This is a genomic window from Roseburia sp. OF03-24 (assembly GCF_003463035.1).
Classification (GTDB): Bacteria; Bacillota; Clostridia; order Lachnospirales; family Lachnospiraceae; genus Roseburia; species Roseburia rectibacter.
In genome coordinates this window covers 1-21258 of sequence record NZ_QSCK01000020.1, presented here as the reverse complement: position 1 = coordinate 21258, position 21258 = coordinate 1, and the positions used below count along the sequence as shown (strand labels likewise).

Annotated in this window: 17 protein-coding genes and 1 other RNA gene; 14 read left to right on the top strand and 4 right to left on the bottom strand. The window is 42.5% G+C overall.

The annotated features are described in order from the left end of the window. The first annotated feature begins 56 nt into the window (after positions 1-56). Positions 57-419: a transfer-messenger RNA gene (gene ssrA / locus DXA60_RS11290) on the top strand. Positions 420-433: 14 nt separating this feature from the next. Here the strand turns inward: ssrA and DXA60_RS19925 are convergent. Both DXA60_RS19925 and DXA60_RS11285 read right to left on the bottom strand, forming a co-directional pair. Further along, the gene (locus DXA60_RS19925; protein WP_442969715.1) at positions 434-541 is read right to left on the bottom strand and encodes a DUF6774 domain-containing protein; all 108 of its coding nucleotides are present in this window, start codon (positions 539-541) and stop codon (positions 434-436) included. Between the two features lie 72 nt (positions 542-613). Continuing rightward, positions 614-1633 carry a LacI family DNA-binding transcriptional regulator gene (locus DXA60_RS11285; protein ID WP_117921294.1) on the bottom strand — a complete coding sequence of 340 codons (1020 nt, stop codon included), beginning with the start codon at positions 1631-1633 and terminating at the stop codon, positions 614-616. Between the two features lie 299 nt (positions 1634-1932). On the opposite strand from DXA60_RS11285, the gene xylB reads away from it, so the two are divergent. The 6 genes from xylB to DXA60_RS11255 all read left to right on the top strand — a co-directional run bounded on the left by xylB (position 1933) and on the right by DXA60_RS11255 (position 10363). Next, positions 1933-3402: a xylulokinase gene (xylB, locus tag DXA60_RS11280; protein WP_117921293.1), complete on the top strand. Its 1470-nt coding sequence runs from the start codon at positions 1933-1935 to the stop codon at positions 3400-3402. A gap of 130 nt (positions 3403-3532) precedes the next feature. Continuing rightward, positions 3533-4153: a DUF4867 family protein gene (locus DXA60_RS11275; RefSeq protein WP_117921292.1), complete on the top strand. Its 621-nt coding sequence runs from the start codon at positions 3533-3535 to the stop codon at positions 4151-4153. A gap of 53 nt (positions 4154-4206) precedes the next feature. Further along, the gene (locus DXA60_RS11270) at positions 4207-5691 is read left to right on the top strand and encodes an L-fucose/L-arabinose isomerase family protein (RefSeq protein WP_117921354.1); all 1485 of its coding nucleotides are present in this window, start codon (positions 4207-4209) and stop codon (positions 5689-5691) included. A 218-nt stretch (positions 5692-5909) separates the two neighbouring features. Further along, entirely contained in the window at positions 5910-7250 is a 1341-nt protein-coding gene (locus DXA60_RS11265; RefSeq protein WP_117921291.1) for a C40 family peptidase, read from the top strand. A 310-nt stretch (positions 7251-7560) separates the two neighbouring features. Next, positions 7561-7788 (top strand): HPr family phosphocarrier protein, encoded by a 228-nt coding sequence (locus tag DXA60_RS11260; RefSeq protein ID WP_117921290.1) that lies wholly within the window; start codon positions 7561-7563, stop codon positions 7786-7788. Between the two features lie 121 nt (positions 7789-7909). Continuing rightward, positions 7910-10363, top strand: coding sequence for an ATP-dependent DNA helicase (locus DXA60_RS11255; RefSeq protein ID WP_199536216.1), 2454 nt, complete (start codon positions 7910-7912; stop codon positions 10361-10363). Positions 10364-10370: 7 nt separating this feature from the next. Here the strand turns inward: DXA60_RS11255 and DXA60_RS11250 are convergent, their stop codons facing one another. Further along, on the bottom strand, positions 10371-11255 hold the full coding sequence (locus DXA60_RS11250) for a LysR family transcriptional regulator (RefSeq protein WP_117921289.1): 885 nt from the start codon (positions 11253-11255) through the stop codon (positions 10371-10373). Between the two features lie 232 nt (positions 11256-11487). On the opposite strand from DXA60_RS11250, the gene DXA60_RS11245 reads away from it, so the two are divergent. The 7 genes from DXA60_RS11245 (at position 11488) to DXA60_RS11215 (ending at position 20225) form a co-directional block, all read left to right on the top strand. Further along, entirely contained in the window at positions 11488-15291 is a 3804-nt protein-coding gene (locus tag DXA60_RS11245; protein WP_199536214.1) for a phosphoribosylformylglycinamidine synthase, read from the top strand. Positions 15292-15764: 473 nt separating this feature from the next. Continuing rightward, complete coding sequence (locus tag DXA60_RS11235) at positions 15765-16517, top strand: Fic family protein (protein WP_117921286.1); 753 nt, start codon at positions 15765-15767, stop codon at positions 16515-16517. Then, complete coding sequence (locus tag DXA60_RS19580) at positions 16474-16875, top strand: PD-(D/E)XK nuclease domain-containing protein (RefSeq protein WP_330418415.1); 402 nt, start codon at positions 16474-16476, stop codon at positions 16873-16875. The genes DXA60_RS11235 and DXA60_RS19580 overlap by 44 nt, the downstream gene beginning before the upstream one ends. Further along, positions 16860-17042 carry a PD-(D/E)XK nuclease domain-containing protein gene (locus tag DXA60_RS19575; protein ID WP_330414685.1) on the top strand — a complete coding sequence of 61 codons (183 nt, stop codon included), beginning with the start codon at positions 16860-16862 and terminating at the stop codon, positions 17040-17042. The genes DXA60_RS19580 and DXA60_RS19575 overlap by 16 nt, the downstream gene beginning before the upstream one ends. A 97-nt stretch (positions 17043-17139) precedes the next feature. Next, positions 17140-17715 (top strand): bacteriocin transport accessory protein, encoded by a 576-nt coding sequence (locus DXA60_RS11225; RefSeq protein ID WP_117921285.1) that lies wholly within the window; start codon positions 17140-17142, stop codon positions 17713-17715. Further along, positions 17716-19116 (top strand): MBOAT family O-acyltransferase, encoded by a 1401-nt coding sequence (locus DXA60_RS11220; protein WP_117921284.1) that lies wholly within the window; start codon positions 17716-17718, stop codon positions 19114-19116. Positions 19117-19124: 8 nt separating this feature from the next. Beyond that, positions 19125-20225 (top strand): DHHW family protein, encoded by a 1101-nt coding sequence (locus DXA60_RS11215; protein ID WP_117921283.1) that lies wholly within the window; start codon positions 19125-19127, stop codon positions 20223-20225. An 89-nt stretch (positions 20226-20314) separates the two neighbouring features. Here DXA60_RS11215 and DXA60_RS11210 read toward each other — a convergent pair whose 3' ends face one another. Further along, entirely contained in the window at positions 20315-21118 is an 804-nt protein-coding gene (locus DXA60_RS11210) for a histidinol-phosphatase HisJ family protein (RefSeq protein WP_117921282.1), read from the bottom strand. Between the last annotated feature and the right edge of the window lie 140 nt (positions 21119-21258).

Sequence of the window (21258 nt, the reverse complement as noted above, 5' to 3'; positions counted from 1 at the left end):
TTACACAGAAAATAATATTTTGTGTAAGAAAGACTGCATCTGAAATATATATTTATGGGCTTGTAATGGTTTCGACAGGGATCATGAAGCTGGAGAAGCGAGTCGCACGGGATGCGTCAAATTCCAAAATTAAAATTAAACGCTGAAGATAATTTAGCGGTTGCAGCCTAACAGCTGCAACTTGCTGCCCATGATGGCAGCAGTCTGACCTAGAGCACTCACACTTTAGGACTCAGGCTTCGACTATGTGAGAAACGACACAGACAAAGCTTTGAGTCTGTGGGCGTATGATGAAGCTACTAAAACCGGAACTGTGCCTACGCAGGTCTGGCGGAGGGAATGTCAAAACATAGGATACACTCGTAGAAGGACAGGGGATTGGTTTTTGGACACGGGTTCGACTCCCGTCAGGTCCACTCGTAAAGTGCCGTATTTACGGCACTTTTTTAATTCGTGTTGCATTTCTTGCAGCGATATTTGCCAGCATGTCACTGAACACAACCAGATCAGCGGCGAGGATAGCAAGATCATCATCCGGCAGTCAGCAAGCTGGCAGGCAATGGTTGAAAGAATCTTTGAATTTTAAAATGAGATAACAAAGTAGCCCTGTGGCTTAAAGATTTTCAGCTATTTTTATACTCAGATCCATATAGATACAACGGTTTTCCGGCAGTTTCCCGGTCAGCAGATAATCCATAAGAAGAGAGAGTGATAAAGCACCCTGTTCGTCCGGCTGCTGGCAGATCGTTGCAGAGATTATGCCGTTTTGTATCATTTCACAGGTTGATGGGACGGCATCAAACGTAATGATTTTAAGAGGACGCTGCAGGGTGGCATTTAAAACCGCACGACATCCGCCGTAAACACCGGCTGCCGTAAAATAGAGTGCGGACAGATCCGGATGGCGGTCTAAAAGATCAGAAACTACCGCATAACTCTGGTAATCATCATCATTGTTCTCTACAACATCCACAATCCGGATATTCGGATGCTTTGCATGGAGATGCGAGGTAAAACCACTGATACGCTCTTCATGGCAGAGTACATTGTGCGAACCGGTTACGATTCCGACACTTGCATAATCCCCGGAAAAAAGATGTAATAATCCTGCAGCAGTCTGCCCACATTTGTGATAGTCACTGCCGACATATGCGATGCGTTTCGAATCCGGCATGTCGGTGTTGATCGTGATGCAGGGGATGCCATTCTCCCAGAGGGCATCTATTTTTTCCTGTATGGCAGGGTCATTATAGGGAGAGAGAATCAGTCCGTGAATATCTTCTTTTACCAGATCGTCAATCGTCGCAAGCTGGATCTGCAGATCAAAAGAAATGCGGCGTTCAATTACAGCGCATCCGTAGATAGACAGCTCTTCGAGTTTTTTGTGGAGACCATCCATGACTTCGTCAAAAAACGGATTTTCAGCGCCAAAAAGCAGGACACCGATCTTTATTTTTTTCTTTTGTGCAGCAAGCGCAATGCCAGCCTTGTTTGGCTGATAGTCTAAGAGTTTTGCGATTTCTAAAACTTTCCGTTCTGTCTCAGCATTGACAATGCCGCGGTGATTTAATACACGATCCACAGTGCCGCGTGAAACACCGGATAGTTCTGCAATTTCTTTCATGGTAGCCATATAAAAACCTCTTTTTCGTTTCAATCAATTCATATAGATAAAGATAACATAAAAACAGACAGGTTGTCAACTTGTGTGCATGTGCACAGAAACGGGTATATAAAAAGAAGCATATATTAAAGTGAAAGGAGCACTGCCGGCATAAAACTATGTATAAAAGTGACTGCATAAGTAAATGTAAACAAAAATGAATTAGAAAAAATGTACAAAAAGTATATTGCAAAATGACCATACAGGATGTATGATAAATAAAACGTGCACGAGCACATAATGATATGATTGATAAAAAGGAGAACGGTATGCTGTACATAGGAATTGATCTTGGAACATCTTCCGTGAAGCTGCTTTTGATGGATGCAGCCGGAAATGTGAAAAATATCGTATCAAGAGAATATCCTCTTTATTTTCCAAATCCCGGTTGGTCAGAACAGAAGCCACAGGACTGGTACAAAGAGACGATGCAGGGGTTAAAAGAACTTTTGGAAGGTTTTCCAAAAGAAGAAGTTGCCGGAATCAGTTTTGGGGGTCAGATGCATGGACTGGTCATTCTTGATGACAAGGATGAGGTGATCCGGCCGGCAATCTTGTGGAACGATGGCAGAACGACAGAAGAATGTGATTATTTAAACAATGAGATAGGAAAAGATACATTGTCAAAGTACACGGCGAATATTTCATTTACCGGTTTTACTGCACCAAAGATTTTGTGGGTAAAAAATAAAGAACCGGAGAATTTTGCAAGGATCAAAAAGATTATGCTGCCGAAAGATTATCTTGCATATAAGCTGACTGGAGAGCACTGTACAGATGTTTCCGATGCATCCGGTATGCTGCTTTTAGATGTAAAGAACCGTTGCTGGTCGAAGGAAATGTGCAAGATCTGTGGTATTACGACAGATATGCTGCCGAAGTTATATGAGAGTTATGAATGTGTTGGAACGATCTTGCCGGAGATTGCAAAAGAGCTTGGTCTATCGGAAAAAGTAAAAGTGGCAGCAGGTGCCGGAGATAATGCGGCTGCTGCAGTTGCGACCGGAACCGTTGGGGATGGCAGATGCAATATTTCACTGGGAACAAGTGGAACAATCTTTATTTCTTCTGCTAAATTTGGTGTAGATAAATACAATGCACTTCATGCATTCTGTGATGCAAACGGTGCTTATCATCTGATGGGATGTATGTTATCTGCTGCATCCTGCAATAAATGGTGGATGGATGAGATCATCGGAACGAAAGATTACAAAAAAGAGCAGGAATCGATCAAAAAGTTAGGTGAGAACCATGTATATTATCTGCCTTACCTGATGGGTGAGCGTTCTCCGTACAATAATCCGAATGCAAGGGCAACTTTTATCGGCATGACGATGGATACCACAAGGGCAGATATGACGCAGGCTGTGTTAGAGGGTGTTGCATTTGCACTTCGTGATTCTTTTGAAGTTGCAAAAACGCTTGGTATTCCGATCGAGCGCACAAAGATCTGTGGAGGCGGTGCAAAGAGTCCTTTATGGAAGAAGATCATCGCAAATGTATTGAATATCAAAGTGGATGTGCTTGAGACAGAAGAAGGACCATCCCTTGGAGGGGCAATGCTCGCGGCTGTTGCATGTGGTGAGTACAAAGATGTGGAATCTGCCGCGGCTGCAATCGTAAAAGTAGTCGATACGGTAGAGCCAGATCCGGAGCTTGCCGCAAAATACGAGGCACGTTACCAGCAGTTTAAAAATATTTATCCGGCGTGCAAAGACCTGTTTGACAAGATTATCTGACTGACAGGAAAGATGATTGTCTCTGACAGTTTTGAATAGTAACAGGTCGATTATGGAAAAGTTTGCTTATGCAGGACAGAAAACCTGCAGGGCAAATGAAATAGAATGATAAGAAAAGAGGAATAAGGGCATGCAGATTTATGAGGTTACGGATGCGCGTTTCCGTAAATATGGAAAAGTGATCCGGAATATTGATTTTTCAGCATTGACAGAAGCAATGAAAAAGACACCGGTTCCATCTGATGTAGTTTATGAGCCGTCAATCGCAGAATTAGAAGCATTACCGGTGGCAAAGGAAATCGAGAAAGTCTTTTACGGAGAACTTCCGATCCAGATCGGATATTGTAATGGGCATAATGAGCTTTTGAATGCAGTGGAATATCACCGCAGCTCAGAGATCAATCTTGCAGCAACCGACGCAGTATTAATATTGGGATCAGAGGCAGATGTGACCGATGATTTTACTTATGAGACTGCAAAGATGGAGGCATTCCGGATTCCGGCAGGAACAGCCGTGGAGGTGTATGCAACCACATTACATTATGCTCCATGTCATGTGGACGATGCAGGATTTCAGGTGGCAGTTATTCTGCCAAAAGGTACCAATTATCCGTTGGATGAGGCACACGCCGGCGGAGAGGATGCACTTCTTACTGCAAAAAATAAATGGCTGATCGGTCATGCCGAGGGCGGGCTGCCGAAAGGAAGTCATATCGGACTTATTGGCAAAAATTTAAATGTCAGAGAATAAATTTTATATAAAAAAGAAGTATGTACAGAAAAAAGAAAGCGGAGGAAAACAAAATGAATAACATTCCAGAAGTAAAAGTTGGTATTGTGGCAGTCAGCCGTGACTGCTTCCCGGAGTCACTGTCTGTAAACAGAAGAGAGGCATTGGTAAAGGCTTACACTGAAAAATACGGTGCGGCAGACATTTATGAGTGCCCGATCTGTATCGTGGAGAGCGAGATCCACATGGTACAGGCATTAGAGGATATTAAGAAAGCAGGATGTAATGCACTCTGCGTATATCTTGGCAACTTTGGACCGGAGATTTCCGAGACACTGCTTGCAAAACATTTCGAGGGACCGAAAATGTTCGTTGCAGCAGCAGAGGAGACACAGGACAACCTGATCCAGGGACGTGGTGATGCATACTGTGGTATGTTAAATGCAAGCTACAACTTAAAATTAAGAAATGTACATGCATATATCCCGGAATATCCGGTAGGTGACGCAGCAGACTGTGCAGATATGATCCATGATTTCCTGCCGATCGCAAGAACTGTCATTGGATTATCCGAGTTAAAGATCATTTCTTTCGGACCAAGACCGTTGAACTTCCTTGCATGTAATGCTCCAATCCAGCAGTTATACAATCTTGGCGTTGAGATTGAGGAGAACTCTGAGTTAGATTTATTTGAGGCATTTAACAAACATGCAGGAGATGAGCGTATCCCGGCAGTTGTTGCAGATATGGAAAAGGAGCTTGGCGCCGGAAATAAAAAACCGGAAATCCTTGCAAAACTTGCACAGTATGAACTGACACTGACTGACTGGGTAGAGGAGCACAGAGGCTACCGCAAATATGTTGCCATTGCCGGAAAATGCTGGCCGGCATTCCAGACACAGTTTGGATTTGTACCATGCTATGTAAACAGCCGTCTGACCGGACGCGGAATCCCGGTTTCCTGTGAGGTAGATATCTATGGAACATTAAGTGAGTTCATCGGAACTTGCGTGAGCCAGGATGCAGTAACTTTACTCGACATCAACAACTCTGTACCAAAAGATATGTATGAAGAGTCTATCAAAGGTAAATTTGATTACAAACATACCGATACATTCATGGGATTCCACTGTGGAAATACCTGCTCTAAGAAGCTTGCAAGCTGTGAGATGAAATACCAGATGATCATGGCAAGAAGCCTTCCAATCGAGGTGACAAACGGTACCTTAGAGGGAGACATTGCACCGGGTGATATCACATTCTATCGTCTGCAGTCTACATCAGATAATAAGATCCGTGCATATGTGGCACAGGGAGAAGTACTTCCGGTTGCAACACGTTCTTTTGGTTCCATCGGTGTATTTGCAATCCCTGAGATGGGAAGATTCTACCGTCATGTGCTGATCGAGAAAAATTATCCGCATCACGGTGCTGTTGCATTCGGACATTATGGAAAAGCACTGTTTGAGGTATTTAAATATCTTGGAGTTCCAATGGAAGATATTAACTATAACCAGCCAGCATCCCTGCCATACCCGACAGAGAATCCATTTGCATAAAATACACATAAATTAATATATTACCTGAAAACCCGCGCATTCAAAACGTAACATACCGTTTTGGATGCGTGGGTTTTATTTTTTGAATGGCAGATTGTACAACCCCGAAACTGGAAATATCTACTTGTAGAATCGCGCGTCATCCTCTGTTACAATGCAGATACATCAAAATGAAACAAAAATGTAATATTTACTTAATAAAAAGTAAATATCTGTAAATGGAGGATTTCTACATAATGAAAAACAGAAACAAGATCGTAGCATTTTTACTGGCAGGAATGCTTGCAGTGGGGCATGGAAGTGTGGTGTATGCAGATGTGTCATGGGATCTGTGTGCAGTGAATGAAAAACGCATGCGGCTGGAGGTACAGGAAAATGAAAATAAACATACGGACAGTGCAGAAAATAATGGAAATGCAGACATTGAAGAGCATGAAATACCACAGACCACATCGGAATATGCCGACATCGGTATTGCGTCCGTGTTAAATTATGTGAATTTACGCGCAGAGCCGTCTGTGGAAAGCGAGGCACTCGGAAAACTTTATAATAACAGTGCAGCGACGGTGTTAGAGACGGTGACGGATGAGGCAGGAGAGGAATGGTATCTGGTCAGCTCCGGTTCGGTGGAAAATGCCTATGTGAAGGCGGAATATGTAAAAGTTGGAGATGAGGATCTGGCGCGAGGCGTCAGCACGCGCTATGCGACGGTAACAACAACGACGTTGTTTGTGCGCACCGAGCCGGGAACAGAGTCATCTGTGCTTACCATGCTGCCGGAGGGTGAGGACGTGGTCGTCTATGATGCGTTGGATGAGTACGGATGGTACCGTGTGTCGACGGAGGAAGGATTGGGATACGTTTCGGGAGAGTATGTGACGATCCGGACAGAATTTCGTGTGGCAGAGTCGAAGGAGGAAGAAAAAGAGAGATTAGAGCGCGAGGAAGCGGAGCGCCAGGCGGCAGCGGCTGCGGCGGAAGCGGCAAGGAAGGCGCGTGCGGAGGAAGAAAGAAAGGCAGCAGAGGCAGCAAGAAAGGCACAGCAGGAAGCGGTAAAAACAGCAGCACAGCAGCAAAGTTCAGAAAAAACACAGCAGCAGTCACAAAATGCGCAACATGCGCAAAAAAACGATGATACTGCACAGGGAAGCAGTGATCAGGGAAAAAATAACAGTCAGTCAGGCGGTAATACAGCTACAAAGCCACAAAAAGTTTCCAATGGACAGGCGGTTGTTAATTATGCGGCACAGTTTGTAGGTAACCCATATGTCTACGGTGGCAGTAGTCTGACGAACGGAGCAGACTGTTCCGGGTTTGTGATGAGCGTATATGCAGCATTTGGAATCAGTCTTCCACATTCTTCAAGTGCACTGCGCAGTGTCGGATACAGTGTCAGCCTGGATGTGATACAGCCGGGGGATATTGTATGTTACAGCGGACATGTGGGAATTTATGCCGGAAATAACACATTGCTTCATGCAAGTTCTCCAAGTTCGGGAATCAAATACACGTCGCCTGTCAATTATCGTGAAATTTTGTCGATAAGAAGGATCTTTTAAGGTATTGGAAAAATCCGGGTGCGCAACCGATTGAAAGATTGTGAAGAATTCTAAAACAAAGGTGAAAAATAAGGCACATTCATGTATTTTTGCACAAGTATAAATATACATTTTGCGACAGAAAACAAAAGCTATGTTAATATTTTGTCAAACGGGAGAAAAATAAAATCCATTATTGTCATTATGCTTAGAAACTAAAAATAAAAAAATAGTTTCCTAAAATTGACAAATGAAAAAAAATGTGCAATAATCGCAAGCTGATAAGAAAAAACAATGTTTTTGGTTTTCGATGTAGGAAGGAATGAGTCGAATGGTTGAAAGAAAAATCAAATTATCTGACACGGAGGAAGTAAAGGATTTTGTAAAGGCTGCCGGAAAATGTGATTTTGAAATTGATGTATGTTACAGCAGAGCAGTAATTGATGCAAAATCTTTGCTTGGAATGCTTTATCTGGGTGTGTGCAAAGAGCTTACCATCAAATATGGCGGTAGAGATGCCCGCTTTGAGCAGGTCGTAGGAAAATACGCAATAGCTTAAAGCAGAGGTCATGCCCATCAGGTATTGATGTATAACAGAAGATAAAGGGATAGATGAAAAGACTGATTACATATATCTGGAAAGGTATGTGGAATCAGTCTTTTTGTGCTATAATCCATATATGAGTACAAAGATTGAAAAGAATGAAAAAGGTGTCATAAAAATATCAGTTCGTGATCTGGTGGAATTTATTCTGCGGGAGGGGGACATTGATAATCGTCATGGACGGGGCGCTTCAGCAGAGGCGATGCTTGCAGGGGGAAGAATCCACAGGAAGATTCAAAAACGCAAGGGCAGTAATTATCATGCCGAGGTTCCACTTAAAATTGCAATAGAGGAAGACAAATATCAGCTTGTGATCGAGGGACGTGCGGATGGAATTTTAATTGAGAGTGCAACGGAGGAAATTACATTTGCAGACAATTTTAACCATAGGACGATGCCGATAGACTGCAAAGTCACGATTGATGAGATCAAGGGCATGTATATGAAACTTGATCTTTTAGAGGATGCGATCGGTGTGCACCGTGCGCAGGCAATGTGTTATGCTTATATCTATGCATTGCAGCACGATCTGTCTGCTATTTCAGTGCAGATGACGTATTGCAATTTAGATACGGAAGATATCCGGTATTTTCATTATGATTATACATTTGAGGAGCTTGCAGACTGGTTTGAGAAGCTGATAGATGAATACAAAAAATGGGCTGATTTTCAGTTTGCATGGAAAAAGCTGCGTCAGGCATCTATTAAACCACTGCAGTTTCCATTTCCTTACAGGGATGGGCAGAGGGAGCTGGTGGCTGGTGTATATCGTACGATAAAAAGAAAAAAGAATCTTTTTATCCAGGCACCGACCGGAGCCGGAAAGACGATATCAACGGTGTTTCCTGCAGTCAAGGCAGTGGGCGAGGATCTGGCAGATAAGATATTTTATCTGACGGCAAAAACGATCACGGGAACAGTAGCGAGAGAAGCGTTTGAGCTTCTGCGCAAAAACGGATATCAGGCAAAGGTGCTTACGATCACGGCAAAGGAAAAACTGTGCCTGTGTGAAGAAATGGAGTGCAATCCCATTAACTGTCCTTATGCAAAAGGACATTATGACAGAGTAAATGATGCAGTTTTTTCTCTGCTGCAAAAAGAAGACGTGATCACGAGAGAAGTGATATTAGAGCAGGCAAAAGAATACAATGTCTGTCCGTTTGAAATGTGTCTTGATACGGCAACCTGGGTAGATGACATTATTTGTGATTATAATTATGTATTTGATCCCAATGTTTATTTAAAACGTTTTTTTGCAGATGGAACAACAGGGGATTATATTTTTCTGGTGGATGAGGCTCATAATCTGGTTGAGCGCAGCAGGGAAATGTACAGTGCCATTATATATAAGGAAGATTTTCTTTCGGCAAAAAAGATTTTAAAGAAATATGGTCAGGCAAAACTGGTACGGGAACTTGAAAAGTGTAACCGTGTATTACTGGCATATAAACGCGAATGTGAAAAATACATGATCTATGAATCAATTGGAAATCTTGCATTTGACTTCATGAATGTGGCATCAGATCTTGACGAATTTCTGCAGAAATCGTCGGAGTTTCCGGAACGGAAAGATCTGAGTGAGTTTTATTTAAATCTGCGTAACTTTTTGAATATTTATGAGTTATTGGATGACCATTATGTCATATATGCGGAACATGAGCAGGATGGGCGTTTTAAACTAAAATTATATTGTGTGGACCCATCCAAAAATCTTCAGGAGCGGATCAATAAGGGAAATGCGACGATTTTCTTTTCTGCGACACTGCTCCCGGTGGGATATTATAAGAGTCTGCTTTCGACAGAAACAGATAATTATGCAGTTTATGCGAAGACGGCATTCCGGGAAGAACAGAAACTGCTGTTGCTTGGAAATGATGTGAGCAGTAAGTATACAAGGCGGAGTGTAGCAGAGTTTGAACGGATCGCATCCTATATAAAGAGGACAGTCGATGCCAAAAAAGGAAATTACATGGTGTTTTTCCCTTCCTATAAAATGATGGAGCAGGTTTATAATATTTTCCAGGATGAAAATCAGGCAGATCCATCCTGTGAGATCGAAACATTGATCCAGCAGCCCGGAATGAAGGAAGAAGAGAGAGAATCTTTTTTGCAGGCTTTTTCAGAAGAAGTATCTGAAAAACGGAATGGATCGTTAGCTGCATTTTGCGTAATGGGAGGTATTTTCGGTGAGGGGATCGATCTGAAAAATGAACAGTTGATCGGTGCAATCGTTGTCGGTACAGGGCTTCCACAGATCAGCAATGAGAGAGAAATCCTGATGGGATATTTTGAAAAAAGACTTGGCGCCGGTTTTGATTATGCTTATCGTTATCCTGGGATGAACAAGGTGCTTCAGGCAGCAGGAAGAGTGATAAGGACAGTGGAAGATGTCGGAGTCATTGAACTTTTAGATGAACGCTTTTTGCAGAGTGAGTATCGTGCACTGTTCCCAAGAGAATGGGAACAGCAGACAATATGCAGGGTAGATACAGTCGAACAGTATTTAAAAAAATTCTGGAACCGTTCCTAAATGGGAATCAGATCGTAGGCAAAAGATTTAAAAACTCTTCTGTAGACTGTGAAACAGGAAGCGTTGGATTGATGGCTGCAACCATCTGTCTTGATGGAAGTTTTTCTTTTGTTTTTACGATGAACAGATCTTTTGATTCACGGTTTAAACAATAGTCTGGTATGAAAGCGATACCAAGACCGATGCGTGCAAGGTCGATTAAAAGATCGTTACTGCTAAGTTCAATCTGCGGGATCAGTTCAAGCTGATGCTGTAAAAACAGGTTATGCAGAAACTGACTTGTTGTACTCTTGCGGTCGAGCATGAGAATTGGATATTGTTTTAATTCTTCAAATGGGATCTCCTGCTGTTTCAGATTAAAATATGCTGGATTCGCAATGAATACGTCAGTAAAATTACATACGGTTTTCTGAATATAAGAGTGATTCAGATTCGAGTTTGGAAAATTGGTTACGATCAGATCGACTTTTCCCTGATCGAGGAGGTCAACACAGCTTAAAGATGTTGCATTCGTAACTTTGATCGGTACATTTGGGAATTTTTTGTGGAACTGTTTTAAATAAGGAACTAAAAAGTAACGACAGATCGTGTCACTTGCGCCAATATGAAGCTGACCGAGTCCAAGACTGCCGGAATCTAAAAGCTGGCTCTCGCCGCGCTGGATTAAGTTCATTGCAGGTTCAATATGTTTTAATAAAACTTTTCCGGCAGGGGTTAGCTGCACCTTTTTGGTACTGCGGATAAAAAGCGGCTGATCTAACTTTTTCTCAAGAGTTTTGATCGACTGGCTGACAGCAGACTGCGAAATAAAAAGCTGTTTGCTTGCCTCAGAAAAGCTTAAAGATGTTGCTACATAATAAAACACTTTGTATAATTCATAATTGATATCCATGAAGTCCTCTTTCTGCGGGCTGGCCGCATATCCTTTTAATGAAATACATTAACAAACATAATTACTATAATTATAAGACATGCTTATAAATATGTCAATGGAAACTGATAATGAGAGTATCTAAAATATTAATATAATTAATAAATAAGATTAAATATATTAATTATGCTTATTTTAGAACCTATGTTATACTTTGAAAAGATAAATGGAAACTGAGAATGGAGGTTACCACATGAGCAGTGTAAAACGTGTATATGTTGAGAAGAAACCGGAATATGCAGTCCGGGCAAAAGAATTGCAGTCTGAAATCAAAAGTTATCTTGGAATCAGTGGTGTGACGAAGGTTCGTGAACTGATCCGTTATGATATTGAAAATATTTCCGGGGAAACTTATAAGAAAGCCCTGGTAACCGTTTTTTCTGAACCGCCGGTAGATGATATTTACGAGGAAGAATTTGATTTAAACGGAGCGAGAACATTTTCCGTAGAGTTCTTACCGGGACAGTTTGACCAGAGAGCAGATTCCGCAGAACAGTGCGTGAAATTATTAAATGAAGAGGAAGAGCCGATCATCCGCACCGCAGTGACTTATGCGATCGAGGGAACAATCAGTGACGAAGAGTTTGCAGCGATCAAAAAACACTGCATCAACCCGGTCGATTCAAGAGAGACAGGCTTAGAAAAACCTGAGACTTTAGTGCAGAGTTTCCCGGAGCCGGAGGATGTTAAGATCTTTGACGGTTTCCGCGGGATGCCGGAGACTGAGTTAAAGGCATTATATGATTCTTTGAATCTTGCGATGACATTCAAAGACTTTTTACATATCCAGAACTATTTTAAGAATGACGAAAACCGTGATCCATCCATGACAGAGATCCGCGTGCTTGATACCTACTGGTCAGATCACTGCCGTCATACTACATTCTCCACAGAGCTTAAAAATGTGGCATTTGATGATGGATATTACTGTGCACCGATGAAGGAGACTTATGAGGATTACTTAAATACTCATAAAAACCTGTATGCAGGACGCAGTGATAAGTTTGTATGCCTGATGGATCTTGCGTTAATGGCAATGAAACGTCTGAAAAAAGAAGGGAAATTACAGGATCAGGAAGAGTCCGATGAGATCAATGCATGTTCTATCGTTGTTCCGGTCGAAGTAGATGGAAAAACAGAAGAATGGCTTGTTAACTTTAAGAATGAGACACATAACCATCCAACAGAGATCGAGCCATTTGGTGGTGCTGCTACCTGTCTCGGTGGTGCGATCCGTGATCCGTTGTCAGGACGTACCTATGTATATCAGGCAATGCGTGTGACCGGTGCTGCAGATCCGACCGTTCCTGTTTCAGAGACGATTTCCGGAAAACTTCCGCAGAAAAAATTAGTGAGAGAGGCTGCACACGGATACAGTTCCTATGGTAACCAGATCGGTCTTGCAACCGGATATGTCAAAGAAGTTTATCATCCGAACTATGTTGCAAAACGTATGGAGATCGGTGCTGTTATGGGTGCTGCGCCAAGACGTGCCGTACAGAGACTGACTTCTGATCCGGGCGATATCATTATCTTACTTGGAGGAAGAACCGGACGTGATGGTATCGGTGGTGCCACAGGTTCTTCAAAAGCACACAATACAGAGTCCACAGCAGTCTGTGGTGCTGAAGTACAGAAAGGTAACCCGCCGACAGAACGTAAGATCCAGCGTTTATTCCGCCGCGAGGAAGTAGCACATATCATCAAAAAATGTAACGATTTCGGTGCAGGCGGTGTTTCTGTTGCGATCGGAGAACTTGCAGATGGACTTCGTGTACAGCTTGACAAAGTGCCGAAAAAATATGCAGGATTAGACGGAACTGAGCTTGCAATCTCCGAATCACAGGAGCGTATGGCAGTTGTGGTATCACCTTCTGATGTCAGGACTTTCTTAGGCTATGCAGCAGAGGAAAATTTAGAGGCTGTTGAAGTTGCTGTTGTTACCGAGGAGCCGAGACTTGTTTTAGAGTGGAGAGGAAAAGAGATCGTAAATATTTCCCGTGCATTCTTAGACACCAACGGTGCCCATCAGGAGACCAATGTTGCAGTTGATATGCCGGTACCGGAGGATAATTACTTAAATAAGATTTCTACACCAAAAGTTGCAGACGCTGTTGCAAAGAACGATATGAAAGCAGCATGGCTTGCAGAACTTGCTGACTTAAATGTCTGCTCACAGAAAGGTCTTGTGGAGATGTTTGACGGTTCCATCGGTGCAGGAAGTGTTTATATGCCGTTTGGTGGAAAATACCAGCTCACAGAGACACAGTCTATGGTAGCGAAACTTCCGGTTGCCAATGGAAAATGCGATACCGTAACCATGATGGCTTATGGTTTTGATCCATATTTAGCAAGCTGGAGTCCATATCACGGTGCAATCTATGCGGTGTTAGAATCTTTGTCGAGAATCGTGACTGCAGGTGGTGATTATAAGAAGATCCGTTTTACATTCCAGGAATATTTCCGCAGAATGAACGAAGATCCGAAGCGCTGGAGTCAGCCGTTTGCAGCACTTCTTGGAGCTTACAATGCACAGATCGGATTTGGACTACCTTCCATCGGCGGAAAAGATTCCATGTCCGGAACGTTCAATGATATTGATGTACCGCCGACACTGGTTTCTTTTGCAGTGGATGTTGCAAAAGAGCAGGATATCATCACACCGGAGTTAAAAACCGCTGGAAATGAACTGTTATACTTTACAATCGATAAAGATGAATATGATGTGCCGGTTTATGCACAGGTTATGAAACTTTATGATGTGATCCACACACTGATCCAGAAAGGTGCTATTGTTTCTGCATATGCACTTGACGGAAAAGGTCTTGCAGCAGCACTGGCAAAGATGGCATTTGGTAATAAACTTGGCGTAACTGTGGATGCAGATGTGACGACAGATACACTGTTTGCTCCGGGCTTTGGTAACATCGTAGCAGAGGTTCCTGCAGGTAAGACAGCAGAAATCTACGAGGCACTGCAGAATGCAGGTTTATCTGCAAATGTAAAGAGAGCAGGTTCTGTCAACGGGGATGCAGCATTTATCTGTGGCGATATGAAACTTGCGATTGATGAGGCATTAAATGCATGGACAGGCACTTTGGAAAAAGTATTCCCAACCCGTGCAACTGAGGATAAAGAAGAAGTAAAAACAGATCTCTACCATGCAGATTCTGTTTATGTATGCAAAAATAAAGTGGCAAAACCAACCGTATTTATTCCGGTATTTCCGGGAACAAACTGCGAGTACGACAGTGCAAAAGCCTTTGAGCGTGCAGGTGCGGATACGATCGTTAAGGTATTTAAGAACCTAAATGCAAGCGATATCCGTGAGTCCGTAGACGAATTTACAAAGGCAATCGATCAGGCACAGATCATCATGTTCCCGGGTGGATTCTCCGCCGGTGATGAACCGGAAGGATCTGCAAAATTCTTTGCAACTGCATTCCGCAATGCAAAGATGACAGAGGCTGTTATGAAACTCTTAAATGAGAGGGATGGATTAGCTCTTGGTATCTGTAACGGATTCCAGGCACTGATCAAATTAGGACTGGTACCTTATGGCGAGATTCGCCCACAGACAGCAGATTCACCAACATTGACCTACAATACGATCGGACGTCATATCAGTAAAATGGTATATACAAAAGTTGTTACAGACAAGTCCCCGTGGTTAGCACAGGCGGAACTTGGAAAAGTATACTGCAACCCGGCATCCCACGGAGAGGGACGTTTTGTTGCACCAAAAGAATGGTTAGATAAACTGTTTGCAAACGGTCAGGTTGCAACCCAGTATGTCAATGAAGCAGGTGTTCCGACCATGGATGAAGAGTGGAATGTCAACGGTTCTTACTGTTCCATCGAGGGTATCACAAGCCCGGATGGACGTGTGCTTGGTAAAATGGCTCATTCTGAGAGACGTGACAGAAGTGTTGCAATGAACATTTACGGAGAGCAGGATCTTAAAATCTTTGAGTCCGGTGTAGCATATTTTAAATAAGAGACAATATATAGAAAAGGGAAGAGATATTTATCTTTCTTTGACAATTTTAAAAGACCTTCCAGAAAGGAAAAGAAAAAATCCTTTCTGGGAGGTCTTTTTATCCATGTTATTTTATCCGGACTCTCGCCATTGCGTTCCCAGGTAGGACGGTAGTCTTTATCACCGGTTGTATATCCCTTGGTCAGTGTCCAGAAAGAACCGTTGTCTGCCGGACAGCCTTCGCATAAATCTTCCTGACAAAATACTTGTGGTCGTTCGTAGGTTTTCATAAAAATACACCCTCCATTCTTGAATCTATATGTCCGCTTCTATCATACTAGTATAAAGAATATGGGTACATGGATAAATGTGTCATTTTTTATTCAGGTGTGTTTTTATATGATTTTCTGCGTTTTTATAGACAAAAATGAATTTGCCACCGGTAATGTGCTATAATTAAATAATCTAGAAAGTGAACGGAGGAAAACAGAGTGCGAAAAAATCAGGAAAAACAGCAGTCCAAAACACTGTTAGATATTCTGAGAGAAGAAAAAACAGATAAGTATCAAGGCGGTATCTATCATAAAACACAGATCGATTTAACCTATAATTCAAATCATATGGAAGGAAGCCGTCTGACGCACGATCAGACAAGATATATTTTTGAAACCAATACCATCGGTGTTGAAAATGAAGTTCTTAACGTGGATGACGTGATTGAAACTGCAAACCATTTTCGGTGCATTGATATGATAATTGATGATGCCTGTATGGTATTGACAGAGAAATTGTTAAAGCTGCTCCATCTGACTTTAAAAAATGGAACCAGTGATTCCAGAAAAGACTGGTTTGCTGTTGGAGATTATAAAAAGATGCCAAATGAGGTCGGGGGTATGAAGACTACATTACCGGAGCAGGTATCCGGTAAGATAAAAAAATTGCTGGCAGAATATAATGCGAAAGAAGAAAAGTCTTTGGAAGATATTTTGGATTTTCATGTGAAGTTTGAAAGAATTCATCCGTTTCAGGATGGCAACGGACGTGTCGGCAGACTGATCATGTTTAAAGAGTGTCTGAAATATAATATTGTTCCATTTATTATCGAAGATGATTTAAAAATGTTCTACTATCGGGGGCTGAAAGAATGGGACAATGAAAAAGGATATCTGACAGATACCTGTCTTACGGCACAGGACAGATATGAAGATACAGATAGAAAGTCTTTTAAACGGAAAGACGATTGAAGTTAATTTTGATGAACAGATCGTGTTCAGCCATCTTGCACAGGATGAAAGCGCGGTATGGAGTCTTCTGGTAGCAGGTGGTTATTTAAAGGTTGAGGATGTGGATGCAATGAATTATTATATGAATAAGATTACGCTTGCAATGTTTAGTTATTTTGATGTCGGAAGGGAAGACGCTGGAAATCAGGAACCGGAAAGATTTTATCATGGATTTGTGCTTGGACTGATAGCAGACCAGACAGATATCTATGAAATCAGGTCGAACCGGGAAAGTGGCTTTGGCAGATATGATGTCATGATGAGTCGAAAGAGCGGGAAAAAACAAAAATACAGGCAATTATATTGGAGTTTAAGGTAAAAAATAATAAAAAAGAGCAGAAACTTGAAGAAACAGTACAGTCAGCACTAGTGCAGATCAAAGAAAAAAATTATGATGCCGAACTGTTGGCACGGGGAATACCAAAAGAGAAGATCAGACATTATGGATTTGCATTTGAAGGAAAAAATGTGTTGATCGGATCGTGAGAAGATATGAAAAAAAATGGAATATCCTCTTTCCACCCGGTATAAAACATGATACGATGAGAAAAATAAAACCAAACAAAACAAAATGGAGATGAACATGAAAAAATATATCACCTTATTCCTTTCAATTTTTCTTGCAATGTCACTTACTGCCTGTGGAAATAAAACAGACAGTCCAGATGCAGCTGGAAAGGCAGAGATCAAAGATGCCAAAGAACTTCTTACCACAGTCTGGAACAGCTACGAAGAAGACGAGAAATTCGCCGTCGCAGGCGGAGACATGACGGAAGAAAATATGACAGAGGATGCGCCGGGGACATTTGGAATCACGGATGCGGATGAATTAGACCGCATGCTTGGCTTTCCGGCGGCGGATGCGGAAAAGATCGATGATGCGGCTTCCATCATGCACATGATGAATGCGAACACATTTACCTGTGGTGCCTATCATTTGAAAAATGCAGAGGATGTAGAGACAGTAGCTGCAGACCTCAAGGAAAATGTGATGGGCAGACAGTGGATGTGTGGATTCCCGGACAAGCTGGTAGTAATTTCGGTGGATGATTACCTGGTATCTGTTTTTGGAAATGAAGAACTGGTAAACACGTTTAAAGACAAAATCACGCAGACTTACGAAAATGCAAAAGTCATCAGTGAGGACGGGATCGTATAAATGTTATTTTCAAGTATCACATTTTTATTTTATTTTCTTCCGTGTATGGTGCTGGTGTATTTCCTGGCACCGGGGCAGATGAAAAATACAGTGCTTCTTTTGGGGAGTCTGATCTTTTATGGATGGGGAGAACCGAAATACCTGCCGGTGATGGCAGCAGTCATCCTGGCTGGTTATCTGTCTGCCCGTCTGATCGGTACATGTCAGAATAAACGGCAGTCAAAAATTCTTTTGGCTGCCGCTGTTTTATTAGAAATTCTGCCGCTCGTCTATTGTAAATATGCCGATTTTTTTATCCGGAATCTCAATGTGCTGACAGGGCAGAAAATTCCACTGCTTAGCATTGCAATGCCGCTTGGTATCAGCTTTTATACATTTCAGGTCATCAGCTATACGGTGGATGTATACCGGGGCAGTGTGCAGGCACAGAAAAATCTGCTCATGTTTGCTGCCTATGTCGCAATGTTTCCACAGCTCGTTGCAGGGCCGATCGTGCGCTATTCGGATATCAGAAGTCAGCTTGAAAACCGTATGCACAGCGTGGAAAAATGTGCATATGGAATTCGAAGATTTGTAACCGGACTGTCAAAAAAGATACTGATCGCAAATGTGCTCGGGGAGCTGATCGGTCATTTTCAGGCTTCGGAGGAAAAATCGGTTTTATTTTTCTGGATGTATGCGATAGCATTTATGCTTCAGATTTACTTTGATTTTTCCGGGTACAGCGATATGGCGGTCGGGCTGGGAGCCGTTTTTGGATTTGATTTTCCGGAAAACTTCCGCTATCCTTATTGTTCTGCGAGCATTACTGAATTCTGGCGCAGATGGCATATTTCACTTGGCGCGTGGTTCCGGGATTATCTTTACATCCCGCTTGGTGGCAGTCATGTAAAACCTGTGCGGTGGATCTTCAATATTTTTCTTGTGTGGATGGCAACCGGATTCTGGCATGGGGCGGCATGGAATTTTATCCTGTGGGGACTGATGTATGCGGTGCTTTTGCTCATTGAGAAAACGTGGCTTTTGCCTTATTTGAAGAAACATAAGATCATCGGACACCTGTATGTGCTGTTTTTTGTGCTGATCGGGTTTGTACTTTTTGATGCATCCTCCGTGGCGGATTTTTGGGATGGTATCGTATCTATGTTTGGCGGGGGACAGATAAAACCGGTTACGACAGAGAGTATGTATTATCTGAAAAGTTATGCAGTGGTCATCCTGACCGCGGTAATCGGGGTGACACCGTTTCCTGTGAGATTATATGGAATATTGCAGAAAAAGAAATGTTTAAAGCAGACGCTTGACATTGCAGAAATTATCCTGCTGGTCATATTACTGCTTCTTTGTGTGGCATTTCTGGTAGATGGGTCATTCAATCCGTTTTTATATTTCAGATTTTGAGGACAATTATGGGAATAAAGCGAAAAGACAGAATCACCGTTATCATGATGGCATTGATCCTGTTTGGATTTTTAACAGGAAATATTGTGAAAAGTGATGAGAAGATTTCTATCTCAGAACGCAGAAAACTTGCACAATTTCCGAAAATAAGTGTGGAAAACATCAAAAATGGTACCTTTATGAGTGGATTTGAGTCATATGCAAAAGACCAGTTTCCGCTGCGGGAGCAGTTTCGTGCGTTAAAGACGGCATTTTCTCTATATGTACTTGTGCAGAGCGACCAGCATGGACTTTATAGCAAAGAGGGTTACATTGCCAAAATGGAATATCCGCTTCATGCGGATTCACTGCAGTATGCAGCCACGCGTTTTGGGGAAGTCTATGATCGTTACCTTTCGGATACAGACACAGATATCTATCTGGCGATCGTGCCGGATAAAAGTTATTTTCTGGCAGATGAAAATGGTTATCCGTCCATGGATTATGATATGCTGACGGCGCAGATGAGAGATGGGACGAAGTATGCACAGTATATTGACATATTTGGGGATCTTGAACTTTCGGACTATTACCGCACAGATGCACACTGGCGGCAGGAACAGATCACGGATGTGGCACGGCACCTCGCTGGGGCAATGGGGGTAAATCCGGCGTCAGAATACGAAACAAAAGAACTGGAAAATCCATTTTACGGTGTCTATTATGGACAGCTCGCACTTCATGGACAGCCTGATACACTGTATTATCTGGATAATGACGTGCTTGAAAACTGTATCGTGTATGATTATGAAAACCGAGCGGAAAATAAGATTTACGACATGGAAAAAACAACGGGGAATGATATGTATGAGATTTTTCTGGGAGGATCGAAATCCCTGATATCGATTGAAAATCCGAATACGAAAACAGACCGGGAACTGGTCATGTTCCGGGATTCCTTTGGAAGCAGCATCGCCCCACTCCTGGCAGAAGATTATGCGAAGATCACACTGGTGGATATCCGGTATCTGCCCGTGGAGCGGATTGGAAACTATATTAATTTTAAAGATCAGGATGTGCTGTTTTTATATAGTACGTCGGTGTTAAATCACAGTGAGACTTTAAAATGACAGGAGGCTGGGGCGCGGTCTTGTGCAATTTACCAATCAATAAACCTGAATGCACTATTTGCCCCCGGCATTCCTATCAGCGACTTCAATCAGGGAATCGGGATAAATTCCGGTTTCCTTTTTCGGAATACCGTATAATGCGTAAAGCCGGCATCTTTTAATATAGAAGGAACTTTTTCAAAATCAAATGCGACATGCTCCGGCTGATGTGCGTCGGCACCGATCGTGATGATCTCCCCGCCGAGTTCATGATAGCGCTTAATGATGTCCTCTGTCGGGTTCGGATGACCGAGTCCGTATTTGAAACCGCCGGTGTTGATCTCAATCCCTTTGCCTTTGATAATAAGAGCCTTTAAGATTTCGTCGATGATGTCGGCATATTTCTGATAGGAATAACTGGCATTTTTATTTGGACCGTATCTTACCACGTAGTCGATGTGACCATAGACGTCAAAACCATCGAAAACTGCGATATTTTCCAGAATGGATTCAAAATATTCCTGATAGCCTTCCTCCTCCGTGTGATTTTCCCAATAAGCCGGATAATAAGGATCAACGCCGTGCATGACGTGTGAGGAACCGATCACAAAATCAAACGGGTATTGTGACAGGATGTCAGCATGTATGCAGGCAAGATGCGGCTGTAACCCAAGTTCAATGCCGAGTCGAACTGGAAGAACTTCCTTATATTTCTCCTGCATTGCATCCACGGAAGAGACATAATTCGGCAGATCCAGCAAAAATGTCTCCGGTTCGTCCGGATAGTCAATGTCAAGATGGTCTGTAAAACAGATTCCTTTTAAATTTTTTTGTCTTGCAGCAGCGATCATGTCTTCCTGCGGTGTGTGGCTGTCGCCGGAAAACTGGCTGTGCATATGCGTATCCCATAACATATTAAATCCTCTTTCCTGTGCCGGGCTGGCACATAATGTGAAATCTTATTTGCGCAATTACGCATATCACAAATGCTGGTTTGTGGGTGACAGGAGTTTCCTTGTGTAGGGTGGTTCTGGGGGGTTACGATTGGCAAATT

Excerpts from the sequence above, each read along its gene's own strand:
- DXA60_RS11285 (WP_117921294.1), bottom strand. The coding sequence starts at position 1,633 with ATGGCTACCATGAAAGAAATTGCAGAACTATCCGGTGTTTCACGCGGC.
- xylB (WP_117921293.1), top strand. The coding sequence starts at position 1,933 with ATGCTGTACATAGGAATTGATCTTGGAACATCTTCCGTGAAGCTGCTT.
- DXA60_RS11275 (WP_117921292.1), top strand. The coding sequence starts at position 3,533 with ATGCAGATTTATGAGGTTACGGATGCGCGTTTCCGTAAATATGGAAAA.
- DXA60_RS11270 (WP_117921354.1), top strand. The coding sequence starts at position 4,207 with ATGAATAACATTCCAGAAGTAAAAGTTGGTATTGTGGCAGTCAGCCGT.
- DXA60_RS11265 (WP_117921291.1), top strand. The coding sequence starts at position 5,910 with ATGGAGGATTTCTACATAATGAAAAACAGAAACAAGATCGTAGCATTT.
- DXA60_RS11260 (WP_117921290.1), top strand. The coding sequence starts at position 7,561 with ATGGTTGAAAGAAAAATCAAATTATCTGACACGGAGGAAGTAAAGGAT.
- DXA60_RS11255 (WP_199536216.1), top strand. The coding sequence starts at position 7,910 with ATGAGTACAAAGATTGAAAAGAATGAAAAAGGTGTCATAAAAATATCA.
- DXA60_RS11250 (WP_117921289.1), bottom strand. The coding sequence starts at position 11,255 with ATGGATATCAATTATGAATTATACAAAGTGTTTTATTATGTAGCAACA.
- DXA60_RS11245 (WP_199536214.1), top strand. The coding sequence starts at position 11,488 with ATGAGCAGTGTAAAACGTGTATATGTTGAGAAGAAACCGGAATATGCA.
- DXA60_RS19580 (WP_330418415.1), top strand. The coding sequence starts at position 16,474 with ATGAAGATACAGATAGAAAGTCTTTTAAACGGAAAGACGATTGAAGTT.
- DXA60_RS11225 (WP_117921285.1), top strand. The coding sequence starts at position 17,140 with ATGAAAAAATATATCACCTTATTCCTTTCAATTTTTCTTGCAATGTCA.
- DXA60_RS11220 (WP_117921284.1), top strand. The coding sequence starts at position 17,716 with ATGTTATTTTCAAGTATCACATTTTTATTTTATTTTCTTCCGTGTATG.
- DXA60_RS11215 (WP_117921283.1), top strand. The coding sequence starts at position 19,125 with ATGGGAATAAAGCGAAAAGACAGAATCACCGTTATCATGATGGCATTG.
- DXA60_RS11210 (WP_117921282.1), bottom strand. The coding sequence starts at position 21,118 with ATGTTATGGGATACGCATATGCACAGCCAGTTTTCCGGCGACAGCCAC.